Annotated in this window: 17 protein-coding genes; 16 read left to right on the top strand and 1 reads right to left on the bottom strand. The window is 46.2% G+C overall.

Annotation, left to right across the window (positions count from 1 at the left end; translation table 11 throughout):
- Positions 1–5: 5 nt before the first annotated feature.
- Positions 6–3,059, bottom strand: a complete 3,054-nt coding sequence (gene amt / locus L3Q72_RS05010; protein WP_275131570.1) for an ammonium transporter — start codon at positions 3,057–3,059, stop codon at positions 6–8.
- A 341-nt stretch (positions 3,060–3,400) separates the two neighbouring features.
- Between amt and aspS the strand changes: the two genes are divergently transcribed.
- The 16 genes from aspS (at position 3,401) to ybgF (ending at position 18,309) form a co-directional block, all read left to right on the top strand.
- Positions 3,401–5,179, top strand: a complete 1,779-nt coding sequence (gene aspS, locus L3Q72_RS05015) for an aspartate--tRNA ligase (protein ID WP_275131571.1) — start codon at positions 3,401–3,403, stop codon at positions 5,177–5,179.
- Positions 5,180–5,354: 175 nt separating this feature from the next.
- Complete coding sequence (locus tag L3Q72_RS05020; protein ID WP_275131572.1) at positions 5,355–6,044, top strand: hypothetical protein; 690 nt, start codon at positions 5,355–5,357, stop codon at positions 6,042–6,044.
- 9 nt (positions 6,045–6,053) lie between these two features.
- Positions 6,054–6,572 carry a crossover junction endodeoxyribonuclease RuvC gene (gene ruvC / locus L3Q72_RS05025; RefSeq protein ID WP_275131573.1) on the top strand — a complete coding sequence of 173 codons (519 nt, stop codon included), beginning with the start codon at positions 6,054–6,056 and terminating at the stop codon, positions 6,570–6,572.
- Positions 6,573–6,716: 144 nt separating this feature from the next.
- Complete coding sequence (gene ruvA, locus L3Q72_RS05030) at positions 6,717–7,337, top strand: Holliday junction branch migration protein RuvA (RefSeq protein ID WP_275131574.1); 621 nt, start codon at positions 6,717–6,719, stop codon at positions 7,335–7,337.
- Positions 7,338–7,346: 9 nt separating this feature from the next.
- On the top strand, positions 7,347–8,357 hold the full coding sequence (ruvB, locus tag L3Q72_RS05035) for a Holliday junction branch migration DNA helicase RuvB (protein ID WP_275131575.1): 1,011 nt from the start codon (positions 7,347–7,349) through the stop codon (positions 8,355–8,357).
- 510 nt (positions 8,358–8,867) lie between these two features.
- Positions 8,868–10,451, top strand: coding sequence for a cytochrome ubiquinol oxidase subunit I (locus tag L3Q72_RS05040; RefSeq protein WP_275131576.1), 1,584 nt, complete (start codon positions 8,868–8,870; stop codon positions 10,449–10,451).
- A gap of 16 nt (positions 10,452–10,467) precedes the next feature.
- On the top strand, positions 10,468–11,604 hold the full coding sequence (gene cydB, locus L3Q72_RS05045) for a cytochrome d ubiquinol oxidase subunit II (RefSeq protein ID WP_275131577.1): 1,137 nt from the start codon (positions 10,468–10,470) through the stop codon (positions 11,602–11,604).
- A gap of 12 nt (positions 11,605–11,616) precedes the next feature.
- Positions 11,617–11,724: a cytochrome bd-I oxidase subunit CydX gene (gene cydX, locus L3Q72_RS05050; RefSeq protein ID WP_275131578.1), complete on the top strand. Its 108-nt coding sequence runs from the start codon at positions 11,617–11,619 to the stop codon at positions 11,722–11,724.
- 745 nt (positions 11,725–12,469) lie between these two features.
- Positions 12,470–12,775: a cyd operon protein YbgE gene (ybgE, locus tag L3Q72_RS05055; protein WP_275131579.1), complete on the top strand. Its 306-nt coding sequence runs from the start codon at positions 12,470–12,472 to the stop codon at positions 12,773–12,775.
- A gap of 147 nt (positions 12,776–12,922) precedes the next feature.
- Positions 12,923–13,345: a tol-pal system-associated acyl-CoA thioesterase gene (ybgC, locus tag L3Q72_RS05060; RefSeq protein WP_275131580.1), complete on the top strand. Its 423-nt coding sequence runs from the start codon at positions 12,923–12,925 to the stop codon at positions 13,343–13,345.
- On the top strand, positions 13,335–14,018 hold the full coding sequence (gene tolQ / locus L3Q72_RS05065; RefSeq protein WP_275131581.1) for a protein TolQ: 684 nt from the start codon (positions 13,335–13,337) through the stop codon (positions 14,016–14,018). Before ybgC ends, tolQ begins: the two co-directional genes overlap by 11 nt.
- A 2-nt stretch (positions 14,019–14,020) precedes the next feature.
- Positions 14,021–14,464 (top strand): protein TolR, encoded by a 444-nt coding sequence (gene tolR / locus L3Q72_RS05070; RefSeq protein ID WP_275131582.1) that lies wholly within the window; start codon positions 14,021–14,023, stop codon positions 14,462–14,464.
- 12 nt (positions 14,465–14,476) lie between these two features.
- Positions 14,477–15,553 (top strand): cell envelope integrity protein TolA, encoded by a 1,077-nt coding sequence (gene tolA, locus L3Q72_RS05075; RefSeq protein WP_275131583.1) that lies wholly within the window; start codon positions 14,477–14,479, stop codon positions 15,551–15,553.
- A gap of 16 nt (positions 15,554–15,569) precedes the next feature.
- Entirely contained in the window at positions 15,570–16,928 is a 1,359-nt protein-coding gene (gene tolB / locus L3Q72_RS05080) for a Tol-Pal system beta propeller repeat protein TolB (RefSeq protein WP_275131584.1), read from the top strand.
- Positions 16,929–16,962: 34 nt separating this feature from the next.
- Complete coding sequence (gene pal, locus L3Q72_RS05085; protein WP_275131585.1) at positions 16,963–17,505, top strand: peptidoglycan-associated lipoprotein Pal; 543 nt, start codon at positions 16,963–16,965, stop codon at positions 17,503–17,505.
- A 15-nt stretch (positions 17,506–17,520) separates the two neighbouring features.
- Positions 17,521–18,309 carry a tol-pal system protein YbgF gene (ybgF, locus tag L3Q72_RS05090; protein ID WP_275131586.1) on the top strand — a complete coding sequence of 263 codons (789 nt, stop codon included), beginning with the start codon at positions 17,521–17,523 and terminating at the stop codon, positions 18,307–18,309.
- The last annotated feature ends 130 nt before the right edge of the window (positions 18,310–18,439 follow it).

Here is an 18,439-nt window from a genome sequence, read left to right on the forward strand (position 1 = left end):
ATCAGCTAGGCTATGTCACTTGTATTTTGCATTAGTAAGGACTCGATTTCATCAGCAAGCAGGGGAATATAGAAATAATAACCCTGAAAATAATTGCAGCCGTGCTGAGTCAGAAACTCCAGTTGCTCATGAGTTTCAACACCTTCAGCTATCGTGGTCAATTCTAGGTTGTGGGCCAGGTTGATGATTGTAGAGCATATTTTCCCATCCTCACATATAGTATGGCACTCATCAACAAATGATTTGTCGATCTTCAGGACATCAATAGGTAACCTTTTCAGATAATTCAGAGAAGAGTACCCGGTACCAAAGTCGTCAACGGATATAGACACGCCTAGCTCTTTAAGCTGTTCCATAACCTCAATACATTGGTCGATGTCTGATACCAGAACACCTTCAGTAATTTCTACTTCCAGCCATTTTCCTTCAACGCTTGAGTGTTCCAGTTGCGTCTTAAGAAATGGTAGGAAATCAGGTGAAAGCAATTGTTTTTCTGATACGTTGACGGATATAGGAATTAATGGAATTGATTTGCTTTGTAGCTGCTTAAGAAAAGCCAGACATGTTTTAATTACCTGTTCACCAATTTCGATGATTAGGTTGGATTCTTCAGCAATAGGGATGAACTTTGCCGGTGAAATAAATCCGTCGTTTTTGTGGGACCAGCGACTTAATGCTTCCAGGCCGATTAGTTCTCCACGCGATGTTACTTTAGGCTGGAACATCATGAAGAAACGTTCAGTACCCAGATCTTCTCTCAATGCTCTTTCATAGAGAAAATTCTGGTTTGCTTTTTGGGCCATTTCATCGACAAAGAACTTGTAACTGTCACGTCCTTGGATTTTGGCCTCGTACATAGCTATGTCGGCTTGCTGAATGATTTTATCAGCTTCGATATCAATCTGATCTACAAGCGTTACTCCTATACTGGTAGGGATATTTATGCTCTGACCCTCAAGCAGAACAGGTTGTCGCATAACATTAAGTATTTCTTCGGCTTTTTGCTGTGCTAAAAGGCTGGTAAGCCGTCCCTGCATTAGAACGATAAATTCATCTCCTCCCCAGCGGGTGATAATATCCGATTCACGTGTAACGCCACTTAACCGATTTGCAACCTCGCACAATAACTCATCGCCGGCTTTGTGCCCCATGGTGTCGTTGATACGCTTGAATTTGTCAAGGTCCAGAAAGAACACAACGATACTTTCGTCTGTTTTTCCTGCGGTTTTTATCGCATTATTGAGTTTTTCAATCAGGTAAGTTCTGTTGTAAAGCCCTGTTAATGGATCGCTGTAGGCGAGCTGACGGAGTTTTGCCTGCAGCTTTTTTTGTCTGGTCACATCGCGGATATTCAGTATAAACTCACCATTAAATTTATTTATATGTTTTGAGTGGGTAATGGAAATCTCTGCCGGGAAACCACTTCCGCTTGTACGCAGGAGATTAAGAGAGTTACGCCTGTTTAAAAGTAATCCTCCTGAAAGAGTAAAGCCATGCGTCAGGCTGTCATGGAAATACTGTTTTTTATTATCAGGAACAAAGTTGTCGATGAAGTTCCGGCCCTGCGCTCTTTTTTGCAGGCAGTCGAAAGTCTTTTCTGCGGAGGGATTAAACTCCAGAATATTACCTGATATGTCAAGCGTAACTATGCTATCCATAGAAGAGTCCAAAATAGCGCTTTTTCTTCGTTCGCTAGTCTGGAAATTGTTGATTGCTTCGTCTCGTGCTGTGATCTCTGTTTGTACCCGGTGAAGAACCTTATTGTATTGGTTTGCTACCAATCCAACTTCTGTAAATGGGTGTTCAGGGACAGGAGAAGAGAAGTCACCCTGATCTTGTTGCTGCTGCATAGAAGTCAGCAGGTCAAACAGTTCCGTTGCTGCATTATGTTCAGCAACGTTCATCCCGAGTTCTTCGGCTTCAGCAGATACTCTGAGTGGGATATAACGGTTTATTGTCCGCAGAAGAATGTAACCGATACCAATACACCACAGGCTTATACACAGAATACCCAACAGCTGAATACCCACTTGCTCTATTCGACTTAATCCGGTGCCTAACAGTGTAAGGTCACCAAACAGGCCAACGGCCAGCGTTCCCCATATGCCGGAAAACAGATGGGCGGGAACAACACCCAGAGCATCGTCTATTCTTTTCTGGCTTATCCATTTCTCACCAAAAAACACAATAGCACCAGAAATCAGACCGATAACCATTGCCTGTGAAGGAGTAACGATGTGACAACTGGCTGTGATGCCTACCAAACCGCCGATAACACCGTTTAGTATTAAAGTGACATCAACATAGCGGTTGAAGTAATAGAAAATGGCCGGGGCGGTTAATCCGCCCCATGCAGCAGCAATGCATGTATTGAGCAATACTGCTGGAACCTGGGCGTTGAATACCAGTGTGCTTCCGCCATTAAAGCCGAACCAGCCAAACCATAACAGTAAAACACCAAGCGCCGATAGTGGCAGGTTACTTCCCTGCGGAAGTTGCATTTGACGGTTAAATCGGCCTGTTCGAGGGCCAATAATCATAACAGCGACAAGTGAAAGCCAGCCGCCAACACCATGTACAACCATAGAACCAGCAAAATCCACAAAACCGAGGTCTTGAAGCCATCCGGGGTTTTCAGGGTTAAAAGCACCAGCCCAGACCCAATGCCCGGTTACAGGATAGATTAATGAGCTTAACAATATGGCGATAACAAGGTAGCCGAGAAAAGACATGCGCTCTGCAACCGCACCGGACATTAGGGTCGTTGCTGTTCCACAAAACATGGCCTGAAAGATAAAAAAGCTGACATTCCATGGATTATCAGTTTCGTTAAAAGGGGAGGGCGATAAGCTGAATATTCCGTTAAAGCTTTCACCGAACATAAGTGAAAAGCCAAATAGCCAGAAAATGATAAAAGAGATGACAAAGTCGGATATATTTTTGGCAGCGACATTTATACTGTTTTTGCTACGAATACGGCCACTTTCCAGGCAGAGAAAGCCTGCCTGCATCAAAAATACCAATAGTGCCGCTATGAGCAGCCAAAAGAAATCATCCATGCTTACCGCTTACAAACATAGGTTGTTGTTTAACCAGCTAAAGCATCCTGCCAGCCTCATTTTCTGTGGATAGTCTATATTGTGTGCCACAGATCTCATTTTAGATAACATATAAAACAATGTGCTTCATGGCAATTAAAAACTGGATAGCGGATGTCTGCTTGAGGAAGCTGCTGCTGAAAATTGATGCTTTTCTAACCTGTCAGGGCAAAGTGATCCTTTTTTACAAGAAAAAGTCCCCATAAAGGTCGATTTTGAGCGACTTTCCGAGTATAAATGTGGGTTTGAATCGCAGCCATTGCTGCACTGGATTAAACGAATTAGAGATTGGGAATTTCATTATGCGTACCCAGTATTGTGGTCACCTGAACAAGTCCCTTGTGGGACAAACTGTTGAACTGTGCGGTTGGGTAAACCGTCGCCGCGATTTAGGCGGTCTTATTTTCGTAGATATGCGAGATCGCGAAGGTATCGTTCAGGTAGTTGTTGACCCGGATATGAAGGACGTATTCGAAGTTGCCAACCAGCTAAGAAACGAGTTTTGCATCAAGTTCACCGGCGAAGTACGTGCACGTCCGGAAAGCCAGATCAACAAAGATATGGCAACGGGTGAGGTTGAAGTTCTGGCTAAAGGCCTTGAAATCATCAACCGCAGTGACGTTCTTCCTCTGGACTTTAACCAGAACAACACAGAAGAGCAGCGTCTGAAGTACCGTTACATCGATCTTCGCCGTCCTGAAATGAGCAACAACATCAAGCTTCGTGCTAAGGCTTCAAGCTTTGTTCGTCGTTTCTTAGATACTAACGATTTCCTGGATATCGAAACTCCGGTTCTGACTAAAGCGACGCCTGAAGGTGCCCGTGACTACCTTGTACCATCTCGCGTACACAAAGGCAGTTTTTACGCTTTGCCTCAGTCACCTCAGCTGTTTAAGCAGCTTCTGATGATGTCTGGTTTTGACCGTTACTACCAGATCGTTAAGTGTTTCCGTGATGAAGACCTGCGTGCTGACCGTCAGCCTGAATTTACTCAGATCGATATCGAAACTTCATTTATGTCTGCTGAGCAGGTTCGTGAAGTGACTGAGCGTATGATCCGCGAAATGTGGCAGGAGCTTCTGAACGTTGACCTTGGTCAGTTCCCGATTATGCCGTTTGAAGAAGCGATGCGTCGCTTTGGTTCAGACAAGCCCGACCTGCGTAACCCGCTTGAGCTGGTTGATGTTGCTGATCTAGTTAAAGAAGTTGAGTTCAAAGTATTTTCCGGTCCTGCAAATGATGAGAAAGGCCGCGTAGCGGTTATCCGTGTACCTGGCGGTGCTTCACTGACCCGTAAGCAGATTGATGAGTACGGTAAGTACGTTGGTATTTACGGTGCGAAAGGTCTGGCATGGATGAAGGTGAACGATCTTGATGCTGGCATGGAAGGCATTCAGTCTCCGGTTGCTAAGTTCCTTTCTCAGGAAGTGATTAATGCCATTCTTCAGCGCACTGGTGCACAGACTGGCGATATCATTCTGTTTGGCGCCGATAAGGCGAGCATTGTTTCTGAAGCAATGGGCGCACTTCGTCTGAAGCTGGGCAGCGACCTTGAGCTGACAGATACTAAAGCATGGGCTCCGCTTTGGGTTGTCGACTTCCCAATGTACGAAGAAGACGACGAAGGCAACCTGCATGCGATGCACCACCCGTTCACAGCGCCACTTGGTGTAACGCCGGACGAGCTGAAAGCGAACCCTGCAGCCGCAAGTTCTGACGCTTACGATATGGTTATCAACGGCTACGAAGTGGGTGGCGGCTCGGTTCGTATCCACAATGCAGAAATGCAGGCAGCGGTATTTGATACTCTGGGCATTAACGAAGAAGAGCAGAAGCAGAAGTTTGGCTTCCTGCTGGACGCGCTTAAGTTCGGTACTCCACCGCATGCGGGTCTGGCCTTTGGCCTTGACCGTCTGGTTATGCTGCTTTGTGGTACTGAAAATATCCGTGATGTTATCGCATTCCCTAAAACAACAGCGGCGGCGTGTCTGATGACAGATGCCCCAAGCCTGGCAAACCCTGCTGCGCTTGAAGAGCTGGCAGTTGCGGTCACCCTTGCTGAGAAGAAAGAAGAAGAGTAAGTAATTCTTTTTTGACATCAAAGTGAGTGGTGTCGATAGTAAAAAATGCCCCCCGCGGGCATTTTTTATGTCTGCAGGAGTGCGATTACCTGTCTCATTCCTTTGATAGTAATGGTGATTCTTTATGCCTCCTATGATAGCTTCGGTGAATTGGTATTATCGGCAGGGAAGAGGTATGCGGTCGCTTATCATTGCAGTTATTGTGTTTTGTCTATCAGCTTGTGCTTCTGATGATGGTTCCCGTTCTTTTAACGTGAAGGACCTGGTGAAATCGGATATCGATCTGGTTACTGAGATTCATCTGGCGCAGCTTAGGGAACTCACAGAGCAGCTTATTGTAAAACTCTACAAGCGAAACCCGTCTGAGCTGAAAAAAAGCTCAGGAATGACGGTTGATGCGCGTGTGGCTCAGTTAATGACTGTAAAACGTCCGGAAAAGGGATTTATTGAACTAGGCTATATGGATGGGGTAGAGGTTCTGCCGCTGGCTTTTTCCAAGGAGTTTAAGGGGGACAGGGTATTTGCTTTGATGGCAGGAGTAACAGGCATGCTCAGTGCTTCTTACAACAATCAGCTTGAGTTTAATATGCTGGACGAACTTGATCAGCAAAAGCTGTATGACAGCGCACGCAACCTGGAAACCATTACCTGGCGGCTGAATAATGCCCGTTATGATGATGGCTCACTTTTATTGCTTACCAATGGCATAGCCAAGAATGGTGTATCTAATCTCAGCTATGAAAGAATCTTCAGCAAGATGATCATTACTCAGGATCTGATGGCGAACATAGTTGCAGACAGCACCAGCCGCACCATAAATAAGGTGGTGCATGGCGTGGCATCATTTACATTTTTCCCAATTTAAGGATAGTTAATGATAATCCTTGGAATCGACCCCGGCTCACGTATTACAGGTTACGGCGTTATCCGACAGGAAGGCCGACATCTGCATTATCTTGGCAGTGGTTGTATCCGTACATCTGAAAAAGAGTTGCCCGGCAGACTAAAGCAGATTTACGCCGGCGTAACAGAGATCATCACTCAGTTTCAGCCAGACGCCTTTGCCATTGAGCAGGTGTTTATGGCAAGAAACGCCGACTCAGCACTGAAACTGGGACAGGCCAGGGGCAGTGCAATCGTTGCCGCCGTAAACGCAGACCTACCCGTTTATGAATACGCTGCCAGACTGATCAAACAGGCGGTGGTTGGTACAGGTGGCGCTGATAAATCTCAGGTTCAGCATATGGTAATGAGTATGCTAAAACTTCCGGGAAAACCTCAGGCAGATGCCGCCGATGCGTTGGGGGTGGCGATATGTCATGCGAATACCAACAAAACTCTGATTGCGCTGGCGGGGAAGGCTACTTCTGCCAGGAAGGGCAGGTATCGTTAATAGCTTTCAGCCGTCAGCTATCAGCTGTCAGAGGTTTTTACTGAAAGCTGATAGCTAATAACTGATAGCTCGAATTAACACTGGCTATCCATCCAGTATTTTATTATCATCTCCCCCATTACCATTTTTCAAAGGAACCCTCTCGTGATTGGACGCCTGCGCGGAACACTTATCGAAAAACAGCCACCTGAACTGCTTATTGAAGTGGGTGGTATTGGTTATGAAGTACAGATGCCGATGAGTTGCTTCTATGAACTGCCGGAGACAGGGCAGGAAGCTATCGTTTATACCCATTTTGTGGTGCGCGAAGATGCTCAGCTGCTTTACGGCTTTAATACAGTGAAAGAGCGGGCGCTGTTTCGTGAAGTGATTAAAGCGAACGGTGTTGGTCCTAAGCTTGGACTGGCGATCCTTTCAGGAATGACGGCGGCGCAGTTTGTCAGCTGTGTGGAGCGTGAAGATATTTCCACTCTGATTAAGCTGCCGGGCGTGGGTAAGAAAACCGCTGAGCGTTTGGTGGTAGAAATGAAAGACCGTCTGAAAGGCTGGGGAGCCGGTGATCTCTTTACTCCGGCTACTGATGCAGCGCCAATTGACAGTGCGCCGGCGGCAGAAGCTGCTCACAGTGCTGAAGATGAAGCGGTAAGTGCTCTGATTGCGCTGGGCTATAAACCGCAGCAGGCTTCTAAGGTGATCTCTCAGGTTGCCAAACCGGATATGTCCAGCGAAACTCTTATCCGTGAAGCCCTGAAATCTATGGTTTAAGAGAGAAAGATGATAGAAGCAGACCGATTAATCGCTCCGGATAATCCGGTATTTAAAGAAGAGGACGTGATTGATCGTGCAATCCGTCCTAAAAAGCTGGCCGATTATCAGGGGCAGGATCATGTCCGTGGTCAGATGGAAATATTCATCAAAGCAGCTCAGATGCGCGAAGAGGCACTGGATCACCTGCTGATTTTTGGTCCTCCCGGACTGGGTAAAACCACTCTGGCCAATATCGTTGCCAATGAGATGGAAGTGAATATCCGTACCACTTCCGGGCCGGTACTGGAAAAAGCCGGTGATTTGGCCGCTCTGCTGACTAACCTGGAAGAGAATGACGTCTTATTTATCGACGAAATTCATCGCCTCAGCCCAATGGTGGAAGAGGTGCTGTATCCGGCAATGGAAGACTATCAGCTGGATATCATGATAGGTGAGGGACCCGCTGCCCGTTCAATCAAAATCGATCTTCCGCCTTTTACTCTTATCGGCGCTACCACCAGAGCCGGTTCACTGACGTCTCCGCTCAGAGACCGTTTTGGTATTGTCCAACGCCTTGAGTATTACAAGGTTGCCGATCTGCAAAACATTGTGCAGAGAAGTGCTGACTGCCTGGGCCTGTCCATGGACCCAGCCGGTGCGCTTGAAGTGGCCCGCCGGGCAAGGGGTACACCGCGTATTGCCAACCGCCTGTTAAGACGTGTACGGGATTACGCTGAAGTAAAAGGCAACGGACATATCTGCGCCGACGTTGCTGATAAAGCTCTGGATATGCTGGATGTGGATAATCAGGGCTTTGACTATATGGACAGAAAGCTGCTTCTGGCGATTATGGAAAAATTTGGCGGCGGACCTGTTGGCCTGGATAACCTGGCGGCAGCCATCGGTGAAGAGAAAGACACCATCGAAGATGTGTTAGAGCCATATCTTATCCAGCAGGGGTACCTGCAAAGAACGCCACGTGGCCGGATTGCCACAAACCGCGCCTACCTTCATTTTGGTCTGGACACAAAAGAGTAACACTCAAACAGCTAACAAGAGTGACCTTGTTAGTTGTTTGTTAGCCATTTGTCTTTTCTACCCAATAGGTGTTACTTATCACATTTCTAAAAATCTTTTTCTTACATAAAATTCATTCTGTTCAAAACTAATTCGCATAATAAACATAACCCTTATCACTGTTTGGTTATTAAAATCATTACTCTAATTGATGCAAATCAATTTTGCTTTCTGTTCGCAATTTATCCGGCTTGTTGTTTGATTCAAATCAAAGCAGGAAATTGTGATAAAACTTTTGAAACATCTATGTTTTGTCGTTAATATTAGCCGTAGCTACATAAGTTGTATTCTTACATTAAATAAACACATAGGGTACATAAAATTAACAAACAAGATTTCTGACCGGAAATCGTAGCTGGCAGTGCCAATTACCTGAATAGCTCAAGATTTAAAGGGATTGGCATCAATTTTAAGCCTATAAATTGATGCAATAAGTATCAGTGTCATTCAGCCGACACAAAAGGAGTTACTATGATTGACATAGTTGATTTATCGCGGTTGCAATTCGCGCTAACAGCGATGTATCACTTTTTATTCGTTCCACTGACTCTTGGTATGGCGTTCCTGCTTGCCATTATGGAGTCTTTATATGTAATGACCGATAAGCAAATCTACAAGGACATGACCAAGTTCTGGGGTAAGCTGTTCGGTATCAACTTCGCTCTTGGTGTGGCTACCGGCCTTACCATGGAGTTTCAATTCGGTACCAACTGGTCCTACTACTCGCACTACGTAGGTGACATATTTGGTGCGCCGTTAGCCATTGAGGCCTTAGTTGCCTTCTTCTTAGAATCCACTTTTGTAGGTCTCTTCTTCTTTGGCTGGGATCGCTTATCTAAGCGCCAACACCTTACAGTTACCTGGCTGGTGGCTCTGGGTTCCAACTTCTCAGCGCTTTGGATTCTTGTGGCAAACGGCTGGATGCAGAATCCGGTTGGCTCTGAGTTCAACTTCGAATCCATGCGGATGGAGATGGTGAGCTTTGCAGAGCTGGTTCTGAACCCGGTTGCTCAGGTTAAGTTCGTTCACACAGTCGCTTCCGGCTACACAACGGGCGCCATGTTCATCCTTGGTGTGAGCTCCTACTACCTGCTGAAAGGCCGTGATATCGCCTTTGCCCGCCGTTCATTTGCGGTAGCGGCTTCCTTTGGTATGGCTGCTGTACTTTCGGTTATCGTACTTGGTGACGAATCCGGTTATGAGCTGGGTGATGTGCAGAAAGTGAAACTGGCTGCAATCGAAGCTGAGTGGCATACAGAAGAAGCTCCGGCACCGTTTACTCTGTTTGGCTTCCCGAATCAGGAAACCATGCATACTGATTTCGCCATTAAGATCCCTTACGTGATGGGTATCATCGCAACCCGCTCTTTCACAGAAGAAGTGCAGGGTATTGCAGATATCAAAGTAGAGAATGAAGGGCGTATTCGTAACGGTATGTACGCTTACGAACTGCTGCAAAAACTGCGTGCCGGTGATAAGTCTGAAGCGAATATTCAGGCATTTGACGGCGTGAAAAATGACCTTGGCTACGGTTTGCTTCTTAAGCGTTACACAGAAAATGTGGTTGATGCGACAGATGAGCAGGTTAAGTCAGCGGTAGATGATTCTATCCCGACTGTATGGCCGCTGTTCTGGTCCTTCCGCATCATGGTTGCTATCGGCTTTACAATGCTGTTTGTATTTGGTGCTGCATTTGTTCAGACCTGTCGTCAGAAGATCGAGCAGAAACCATGGGTACTTAAAGCGGCACTGTGGAGTATTCCTCTGCCGTGGATTGGCGTAGAAATGGGCTGGTTCGTTGCTGAATACGGTCGTCAACCATGGGCCGTAGGTGAAATTCTTCCTGTGGATGTTGCGGCATCTGCACTTTCCGCTGGCGAACTATGGTTGTCGCTGGCAGCAATTCTGGCTCTGTATACCGCATTCCTGGTTGCAGAAGTTTATCTGATGGTGAAATTTGCCCGTAAGGGACCAAGTAGCCTGAAGACTGGCCGCTATCATTTTGAAAATGGTGCTTCTGCACAGGATGCAGTTAACCGCCAGGTAGAAGTGTAAGATAGGGAGAAGAATAATGTTTGATTACGAAGTCTTACGATTTATTTGGTGGGTTCTGGTTGGTGTTCTGCTGATTGGTTTCACCATTGCTGATGGTTTTGATATGGGTGTTGGTGCTCTGGTACCAATCATTGGTAAAACCGATAACGAGCGTCGTGTAATGATTAACTCCATTGCACCGCACTGGGATGGTAACCAGGTTTGGCTGATCACCGCTGGTGGTGCACTGTTTGCTGCATGGCCACTGGTTTACGCGGTCTCTTTCTCTGGTTTCTATCTGGCGATGATAGTGACACTGGCTGCACTGTGGCTGCGTCCTATCGGCCTGGATTACCGCTCAAAGATCGAAGATCCGAAATGGCGTAACAACTGGGATATTGCTATCAGCATCAGTGGTTTTGTTCCGCCGGTTATCTTTGGTGTTGCGTTTGGTAACCTGCTTCAGGGCGTTCCGTTTACTCTGAGCGAGTTTATGATGCCTGAGTACCACGGTTCGTTCTTCGGTCTGCTAAATCCGTTTGCGCTGGTTTGCGGTATTGTCAGCCTGGGCATGTTTATCATGATGGGCACAACCTGGCTACAGATGAAAACAACAGATGGCGTATATGACAGAGCGCGTAGCTTTACCAATATCGCTTCTATTGCTGTGGCAGTGCTGTTTGTACTTGCCGGTATCTGGATTCAGTTTATCGACGGATACGCAATTAAAGGAGAGCTTGATACATTAGCCGCTTCTAACCCGCTGGCAAAAGAAGTGGTTCGTGAAGCCGGCGCCTGGATGGTTAACTTTGAGAAGTATCCGCTGATGTGGCTGGCACCTGTTCTTGGTGCGGTAATGCCGCTGGTAACTATTCTGGCGACTAAGACAGAGAAAAACGCACTTGCGTTTATCGCTTCAAGTCTGACTTCAGCCGGTATTATTCTGACTGCTGGCTTTACAATGTTCCCGTTCGTAATGCCTTCGGATTTGGAACCGAGCCACAGCCTGACCATGTGGGACTCAACGTCGAGTGAATTAACTCTTCAAATTATGACTGGCGTAGCTGCCATCTTTGTACCAATTATTCTTGCTTACACTTCATGGTGTTACTACAAGATGTTTGGTCGTATTGATGAGAACTTCATCGAAGAAAACAAGAATTCACTTTACTAAGGAGTTATTAATATGTGGTATTTCGCTTGGATCCTGGGTGTACTGTTAGCCTGTGCGTTCGGCATTATTAATGCTCTTTGGTTAGAGCACTCAGAAATGATGGATAAAGATGACAAGTAATCTGGCAACGAAAGTCGCTGAGATTTACTGTTAAAAACATCGAAAAAGCCTTGATATTCAAGGCTTTTTTATTGCCTTGAGCCGGGTGAAAACGACTAGATATGATTATTTTGCGCCCATCCAGATACAGAAAAGCCCTCTAATAAGAGGGCCTTCAATCGGCAGCACCATAGAGCTTGTTATCGCCTATTATGGGCTGGCTGAAACTCTCGGCTTCAGTCTCAAGTGCTCCGTTTTGGTAAAAACCAAAGAAGCTGTAACGGGATAAATCTTATGGCAAAATTAGTTATGAATCAACCTCATTTGCTTTTAGTTACATCTTATGACGCAATATCATGCGTTACTATCTATAAATATTGTGGCAGGTGACCCAGGTTTCCTTCCCCTGAAAGAACTTGCTTTTGGGGAGATGACTTTGCTCCAATTTATAGTGATAGCTTTGTTTAGGGGTTGGCTCAGCAGTACTCAGGCAAGTTATTGTGACTAAATTGTGCCCGTTAGGTCGTGTAGCCAATATAACTACAGGGCGATTCTTTACCATTTCAGGCGCTTTAAATCCGTGGAAGTCACACATTAAAATCTGACCTACTTTGGGAGAGTATTTAATGGCCAATTGAATCTCCTGTGTCTCAGAATTTCTTTTAAAGTCAGAATACTACCACCAACGAAGGCAGCTTTCTCTAGAGCCATTGATAAGCCGATGTTAGAATACGACGTAATTCTCCATGAGTGGATACTTTGTTGTATGAAGGAAATTAAAAATTATATAAAACATATGCATAAGCCAGTAGAAAAAACCTTTTTCAGGGCTCTGTCTTTATTACTGGCATTTGCTCATGCGGGGTTAGTGCTTTGGGATCCTGTGCAATATGCATCTGCAATTGGCGGGTTTAATGCGCTTATTGCGCCTTTACTCATTTGGGCGGTATGTTCCGGTGTGATTTTCGGTATTGGTTTTACCCCGAACAGCTGGTTTTGGCGGGTGTTTTTCAGTCCTTATTTCTCTCTTTTAATTTTGTTTTACCTGACATTAGCCTATATTCTCGGCTAAAAAATAGGCATCAAGGAGTGATTCCTGTTCAATTACTCCTACTTTTCATCGTTTCTCTCAAAAATTTTTAACATTTTCGTACTATTGCCATATTCATCATGTATAGTTAGCCTCTATTATTAATAGGTTTCATTTGGTATAGAGTTTGTGCAGGAAGTAACGACTTCTCCTTTCGAATGGCCCGTCACCGTTTATTACGAAGATACGGATGCAGGTGGTGTGGTTTACCATTCAAATTATCTTAAATTCTTTGAGCGAGCGCGTACCGAGCTTCTTCGCTCTGTTGGTGTGTCTCAAAATCAGTTACTTGAACAAAGTGTAGGCTTTGTTGTCAGACACATGGATATCGATTTTTTACAGGGCGCAAAGCTGGACGAACAGCTTACTGTGCTGACCAAAGTAGAGGAGTGCAAAAAAGCCTCTCTGGTTTTCTGTCAGGAAATTGTAAACATTGATGGAAAAATATTGTGCAAAGCTATGGTTAAGATAGCATGCGTCAATATTGAGAAGATGAAACCACAAGCTATACCAGGTTCGATAATTGCGGAGTTAACTAACAGTGTCAGCTGATATTTCGATTTTAGATCTTTTTTTACAGGCCAGTTTATTAGTAAAAATTGTCATGCTAATTCTGTTGGGTATGTCAGTTGTCTCCTGGGCGATGATCATCAAGCGCAGCCAGGTACTGACCAGCGCAATCAGAAATGCAGAGTCGTTTGAAGATAAGTTCTGGGCAACTCAGGATTTGTCTAAGCTTTACCAGGAAGTAAAGCAGCGTAAAGACGACATCTCCGGCTCCGAAGAGATCTTCTATTCAGGTTTTACAGAATTTGCGCGTCTGAGAAGAACGCCGGGTTCATCACGTGAGTCTGTGATGGACGGGACGGGCCGCGCAATGCGTGTCGCCGTGGCCCGCGAAGTGGAAGAGCTGGAAACCAACCTGCCATTTCTTGCAACAGTCGGTTCTATTAGCCCTTATATCGGCCTGTTTGGTACGGTTTGGGGGATCATGCACGCCTTTATCGCTTTAGGTGAAGTAAAGCAGGCAACGCTTGCCATGGTTGCTCCGGGTATTGCAGAAGCACTGGTTGCAACCGCAATGGGTCTGTTTGCTGCGATTCCGGCAGTAATGGCGTATAACCGCCTTAGTAACCGTGTAGGTAAACTTGAACACTCGTATGCGACTTTTTCAGAAGAGTTCCATAGTATTTTGCACCGCCAGGCAATGAGCGATAAGGATTAAGCATGGCGGGTTATCAACCAAAGAAAAGAAAGATGACCGCAGAAATCAATGTAGTTCCCTACATTGATGTGATGCTGGTTCTGCTTATTATCTTTATGGTTACCTCTCCGTTTGTGACACAGGGTGTCGATGTTGAGCTTCCGCAAACCTCAACGGCGCAGTCTGCTGCTGAGCTTGCAGGCGATAGCGAGGCAAGCTTTATCATTGTGGAAATCGACCAGGAAGGCAATCTTGGTTTAAGCGTAAACGATGAAGAGATAAGAAGAGGTATGTCACTGGAGGAGATTATCGTCCGGGTGAAAGCAGAACTGTCTCTTGCACCGACTTCACCGGTTGCCGTTGGGGGAGATGCTTCAACGCCATACGCTGAAGTGGTTTTGGTATTGGATGAATTGAGAAGAGCCGGCATCCCGAAAGTAGGGCTGCTGACGGAAATCAGGGAATAGCTTTAGCTGTTGATGAAAAGCGATAAGAATTATACAAAAGAGATATTGATATCGGTTGTTCTCCATTTGCTGCTGGTCGTGGCGCTTGTCTGGGGGACAGATTTTAATATGTCCAAACCAGAGCCAAGCGGCAAGCTGATGCAAGCTGTGGTGATTGATCCTCAGCTTGTGAAAAAGCAGGCGCAGGAAATTCGCCGTTCCCGTGAAGCGGCAGCAAAAGCAGAGCAGGAGCGTTTAGATAAGCTTCGTAAGCAGAGCGAGCAGCTTGAGAAAAACCGTAAGGCCGAAGAAGAGCGAATCAGAAAGCTTCGCGAACAGAAAGCGAAGGCCGATAAGGCAACGCGGGAAGCGGAGAAAAAACGTAAAGCTGAGCAGGAGCGCGTTAAACAAGAGCAGGCTCGTGTGAAGAAAGAACAGCAACGTCTGAAAGCAGAACGCGAAAAGGCGGCAAAAGTTGAAGCTGAGCGCAAGAAGAAGCAGGAAGCTATCAAGCGGGCAGAGGCTGAGCAAAAAGCTAAGCAGGCTGCTATTGCCAAAGCTGAAGCGGAGCGCGTAGCAAAAGAGAAAGCAGCCAAAGAAGCAGAAGAAAAACTGCGTATTGAGCGCGAGAAAGCGGCCAAAGCTGAGAAAGAAAGAATTGCCAAAGAGAAGGCAGCGAAAGAAGCGGCTGAGAAAGCCCGTCTTGAAAGAGAGCGCCTTGAGCAGTTAGAACGTGAGCGTAAAGAGCAGGAAGCGGCGCTTGGTGACATCTTCTCAGGGCTTCAGCAGGAATCTGCGCAGAATATGTCTGCAAAAGAGCGCCATGTGGTTTCAGAAACCGACCGCTATGGCGCCATTTATACGCAGCTGATACAGAATAACCTTCTGGTAGAAGAGTCGTTTAAAGGTAAAACCTGCCGGGTTAATCTCAGACTTCTTCCTACAGGAACAGATATGATACTCAGCGATGTAAAAGTTCTGGAAGGGGATACGCGTTTATGTTCTGCAACTAAGCGCGCCGTTGCTCAGGTGGGCAGCTTTCCTCTACCAAAAGAGAGCGATGTTGTTGAGAAAGTTAGAAATATCAATCTGACGGTTGCTCCGGAATAAGAATAAGGAACAGGTTGTGATTAAGCGACTTTTAACAAGCATAGTTATTTTGATGATCGGCTTTTCCAATGTTGCCAATGCGGCATTGGAACTGGTGATTACGGAAGGTATTGATTCTGCCCGCCCGATTGCGATTATCCCTTTTAAGTGGAATGGCGAGCAAAAGCTTCCGCACGATGTATCGGCGGTGATTGCTTCGGATCTGCAAAGAAGCGGGAAATTTAACCCTGTCAGGGTTAACCGTATGCCACAGACACCTTATGTTGATACCGATGTAGACTATTCTGCATGGGTTCGCCTTGGTGTGGATGCGCTGCTTACCGGCAGCATCACTGAAAACGCAGACGGTACTTTTAACATCAACTATCAGCTGATTGATGTGGTACGAGGCCAGCTGACAGGTGGCCGGAGTGAAGCGCTTGACCCTGCGACAGGCGAACTGGTTATTTCCAGAGACCATATCCACTTCCACAAGAACAAAAACAGCCTGAAAGCAAAAGATATGCGCCGCTACGCGCACCGCATTTCTAATCTGGTTTATGAACAGCTGACAGGTGAACGAGGTGCGTTTCTGACCCGTATCGCTTATGTGGTTGTGAATGATGAAGACAAATATCCGTATCAGCTGCGTGTTTCCGACTATGACGGTTACAACGAAAGACTGGTTCTTCGCTCAAAGCAGCCGCTGATGTCTCCGGCCTGGTCGCCGGATGGCAAGAAGCTGGCTTACGTTAGTTTTGAAAACGGGCGCTCAGAGATATTTATGATGAATATCTATACCGGTGAGCGCGAGAAATTAACCTCATTCCCGCGTCACAATGGTGCGCCAAGATTCTCACCGGACGGAAGTAAACTGGCCGTGGTGTTGTCCAAATCCGGCAGCCTTCAGGTCTATGTCCTTGATTTGAAATCGCGCAGACTACAGCAAATTACGCGTGGCAGAGCAAATAATACAGAGCCGTTCTGGTACCCAGACGGTCAATCCATGATATTTACTTCCGATCGGGGTGGTAAACCTCAGATATATAGAGTAAATTTGAACGACGGCGCAACAAGCCGTCTGACATGGCAAGGTAGTCAGAATCTGGGTGGACAGATTACCCCTGATGGTCGCTTTATGATTATGGTAAACCGATCAAACTCAGGCTTTAATCTGGCCAAACAGGATCTGGAAACAGGGGCCGTTCAGGTGTTAACAAAAACACTGTTGGATGAGTCTCCAAGTATTGCCCCAAATGGTGGCATGGTCATTTATAGCTCCATCTACAGAAAGAAAAACGTACTTTCGATGGTTTCTATAGATGGACGATTTAAAGCTAGATTACCGGCAACAAATGGGCGTGTTAGAGCTCCCGCCTGGTCTCCGTTTTTGTAGCAACTAAGTTTTTATAAAGTAAGGAAGAAATAAGATGCAACTGAATAAGGTTCTGAAAGGGCTTCTAATTGCGCTACCAGTTCTAGCAGTGACTGCGTGTAGTTCAAGCGATCAAGCAACAGACGCTTCTGGTGAGTCAACAACTAACCAGCAGAGCACAGCTGCTGCTAACGGTACTGACACATCTGTAGTTTCTCCAATCGGTGCTGAATCTCAGCTATCTGAGCAGGAACTAAAAGAAAAAGCACTTCGTGAAAACCAGACTGTATACTTCGCGTTCGACAACGCAACTATCTCTGGCGACTACGAAGAAATGCTTTCAGCTCACGCTGCATTCCTGAGCAAAGACGCTTCAATCAAAGTTAAAGTTGAAGGTCACGCTGACGAACGTGGTACTCCTGAGTACAACATCGCTCTTGGTGAGCGTCGTGCAGAAGCTGTATCTAAGTACCTTCAGGCTCTTGGTGTACAGGCTGACCAAATCTCAGTAGTAAGCTACGGTGAAGAAAAGCCTCTGGTAATGGGCCAGACTGAAGAAGCTTACGCGAAAAACCGCCGTGCGGTTATCGTATACTAATTGAGGAATTACCTCATGTTCAGTAACTTAAAGCGAGCTGTTTCGCTTGTGTTACTGGCAAGTGCAGCGGGAGTTGTTCTCGCTGCACCAGCTCCAGTATCAAACGTAAATGAAAGCGCCTCTTCTACCGCTTCCGTAACCTCCTCCTCTGAAACCGACGTTCAGCGCCTTGAACGTATGCTTAAGAACCGAAACCGTGTCCAGATCCAGATGCAACAGCAGATCGATGATATGGTGGCTGAGATCGCAGAGCTAAGAGGCGAGGTTGAACGAAACAGTTACGAAATGAAGAAGATGCTCGACAGGCAAAGAGAGCTGTTCGTTGAACTTGATAAAGTACGAAGCGAAGCGAAGACAGCAACACCAGCAGCGCCTGTTAGTGGCTCAGAAGGGCAGCAAGCCCAGGACAAGCCAACTGATGGCCAGTTCTCGTCTAACGAAAAAGAGCAGGAAGATTATCAGTCCGCGGTTGATCTCATTCTTCAGAAGAGAGATTACCAGGGGGCTTTAGATGCCTTTAAGCAGTTCCAGGTTGATTACCCTAACTCAGTGTACGCTGCGAATGCGCACTACTGGTTAGGACAACTCTACTTTGCCCGCAAAGAAGATGTGGAAGCGGCGAAAAGCTTTGCTTCTGTTGTTTCTTTCTCAGAGTCAAGCAAACGGGCTGACGCTCTGGTTAAGTTAGGTGATATCGCAACGCGAAACAGTAAACCTGACGTTGCGAAGGAGTACTATCAGCAGGTAGTTAATGAGTACCCTGACAGCTCTTCCGCCAAAACTGCCAAGAGCAGAATGAAGTAACTTCCAAAGGCCACTGAAAAGTGGCCTTTTGTTTTTCCAGAACCGTTAAATCTAATTTTACCGCTTATTGTAGTATTTATATTCCCCTTGCTAGTGGAAGTTTGCTCTGCATCGGGTGTACAATGCCCGG

The organism is Vibrio sp. JC009 (assembly GCF_029016485.1).
In the GTDB taxonomy this organism is placed as follows: domain Bacteria; phylum Pseudomonadota; class Gammaproteobacteria; order Enterobacterales; family Vibrionaceae; genus Vibrio.

Coding starts and splice junctions, on each gene's coding strand:
- amt (WP_275131570.1), bottom strand. CDS start 3,059: ATGGATGATTTCTTTTGGCTGCTCATAGCGGCACTATTGGTATTTTTG.
- aspS (WP_275131571.1), top strand. CDS start 3,401: ATGCGTACCCAGTATTGTGGTCACCTGAACAAGTCCCTTGTGGGACAA.
- L3Q72_RS05020 (WP_275131572.1), top strand. CDS start 5,355: ATGCGGTCGCTTATCATTGCAGTTATTGTGTTTTGTCTATCAGCTTGT.
- ruvC (WP_275131573.1), top strand. CDS start 6,054: ATGATAATCCTTGGAATCGACCCCGGCTCACGTATTACAGGTTACGGC.
- ruvB (WP_275131575.1), top strand. CDS start 7,347: ATGATAGAAGCAGACCGATTAATCGCTCCGGATAATCCGGTATTTAAA.
- L3Q72_RS05040 (WP_275131576.1), top strand. CDS start 8,868: ATGATTGACATAGTTGATTTATCGCGGTTGCAATTCGCGCTAACAGCG.
- cydB (WP_275131577.1), top strand. CDS start 10,468: ATGTTTGATTACGAAGTCTTACGATTTATTTGGTGGGTTCTGGTTGGT.
- cydX (WP_275131578.1), top strand. CDS start 11,617: ATGTGGTATTTCGCTTGGATCCTGGGTGTACTGTTAGCCTGTGCGTTC.
- ybgE (WP_275131579.1), top strand. CDS start 12,470: ATGAAGGAAATTAAAAATTATATAAAACATATGCATAAGCCAGTAGAA.
- tolR (WP_275131582.1), top strand. CDS start 14,021: ATGGCGGGTTATCAACCAAAGAAAAGAAAGATGACCGCAGAAATCAAT.
- tolA (WP_275131583.1), top strand. CDS start 14,477: ATGAAAAGCGATAAGAATTATACAAAAGAGATATTGATATCGGTTGTT.
- pal (WP_275131585.1), top strand. CDS start 16,963: ATGCAACTGAATAAGGTTCTGAAAGGGCTTCTAATTGCGCTACCAGTT.
- ybgF (WP_275131586.1), top strand. CDS start 17,521: ATGTTCAGTAACTTAAAGCGAGCTGTTTCGCTTGTGTTACTGGCAAGT.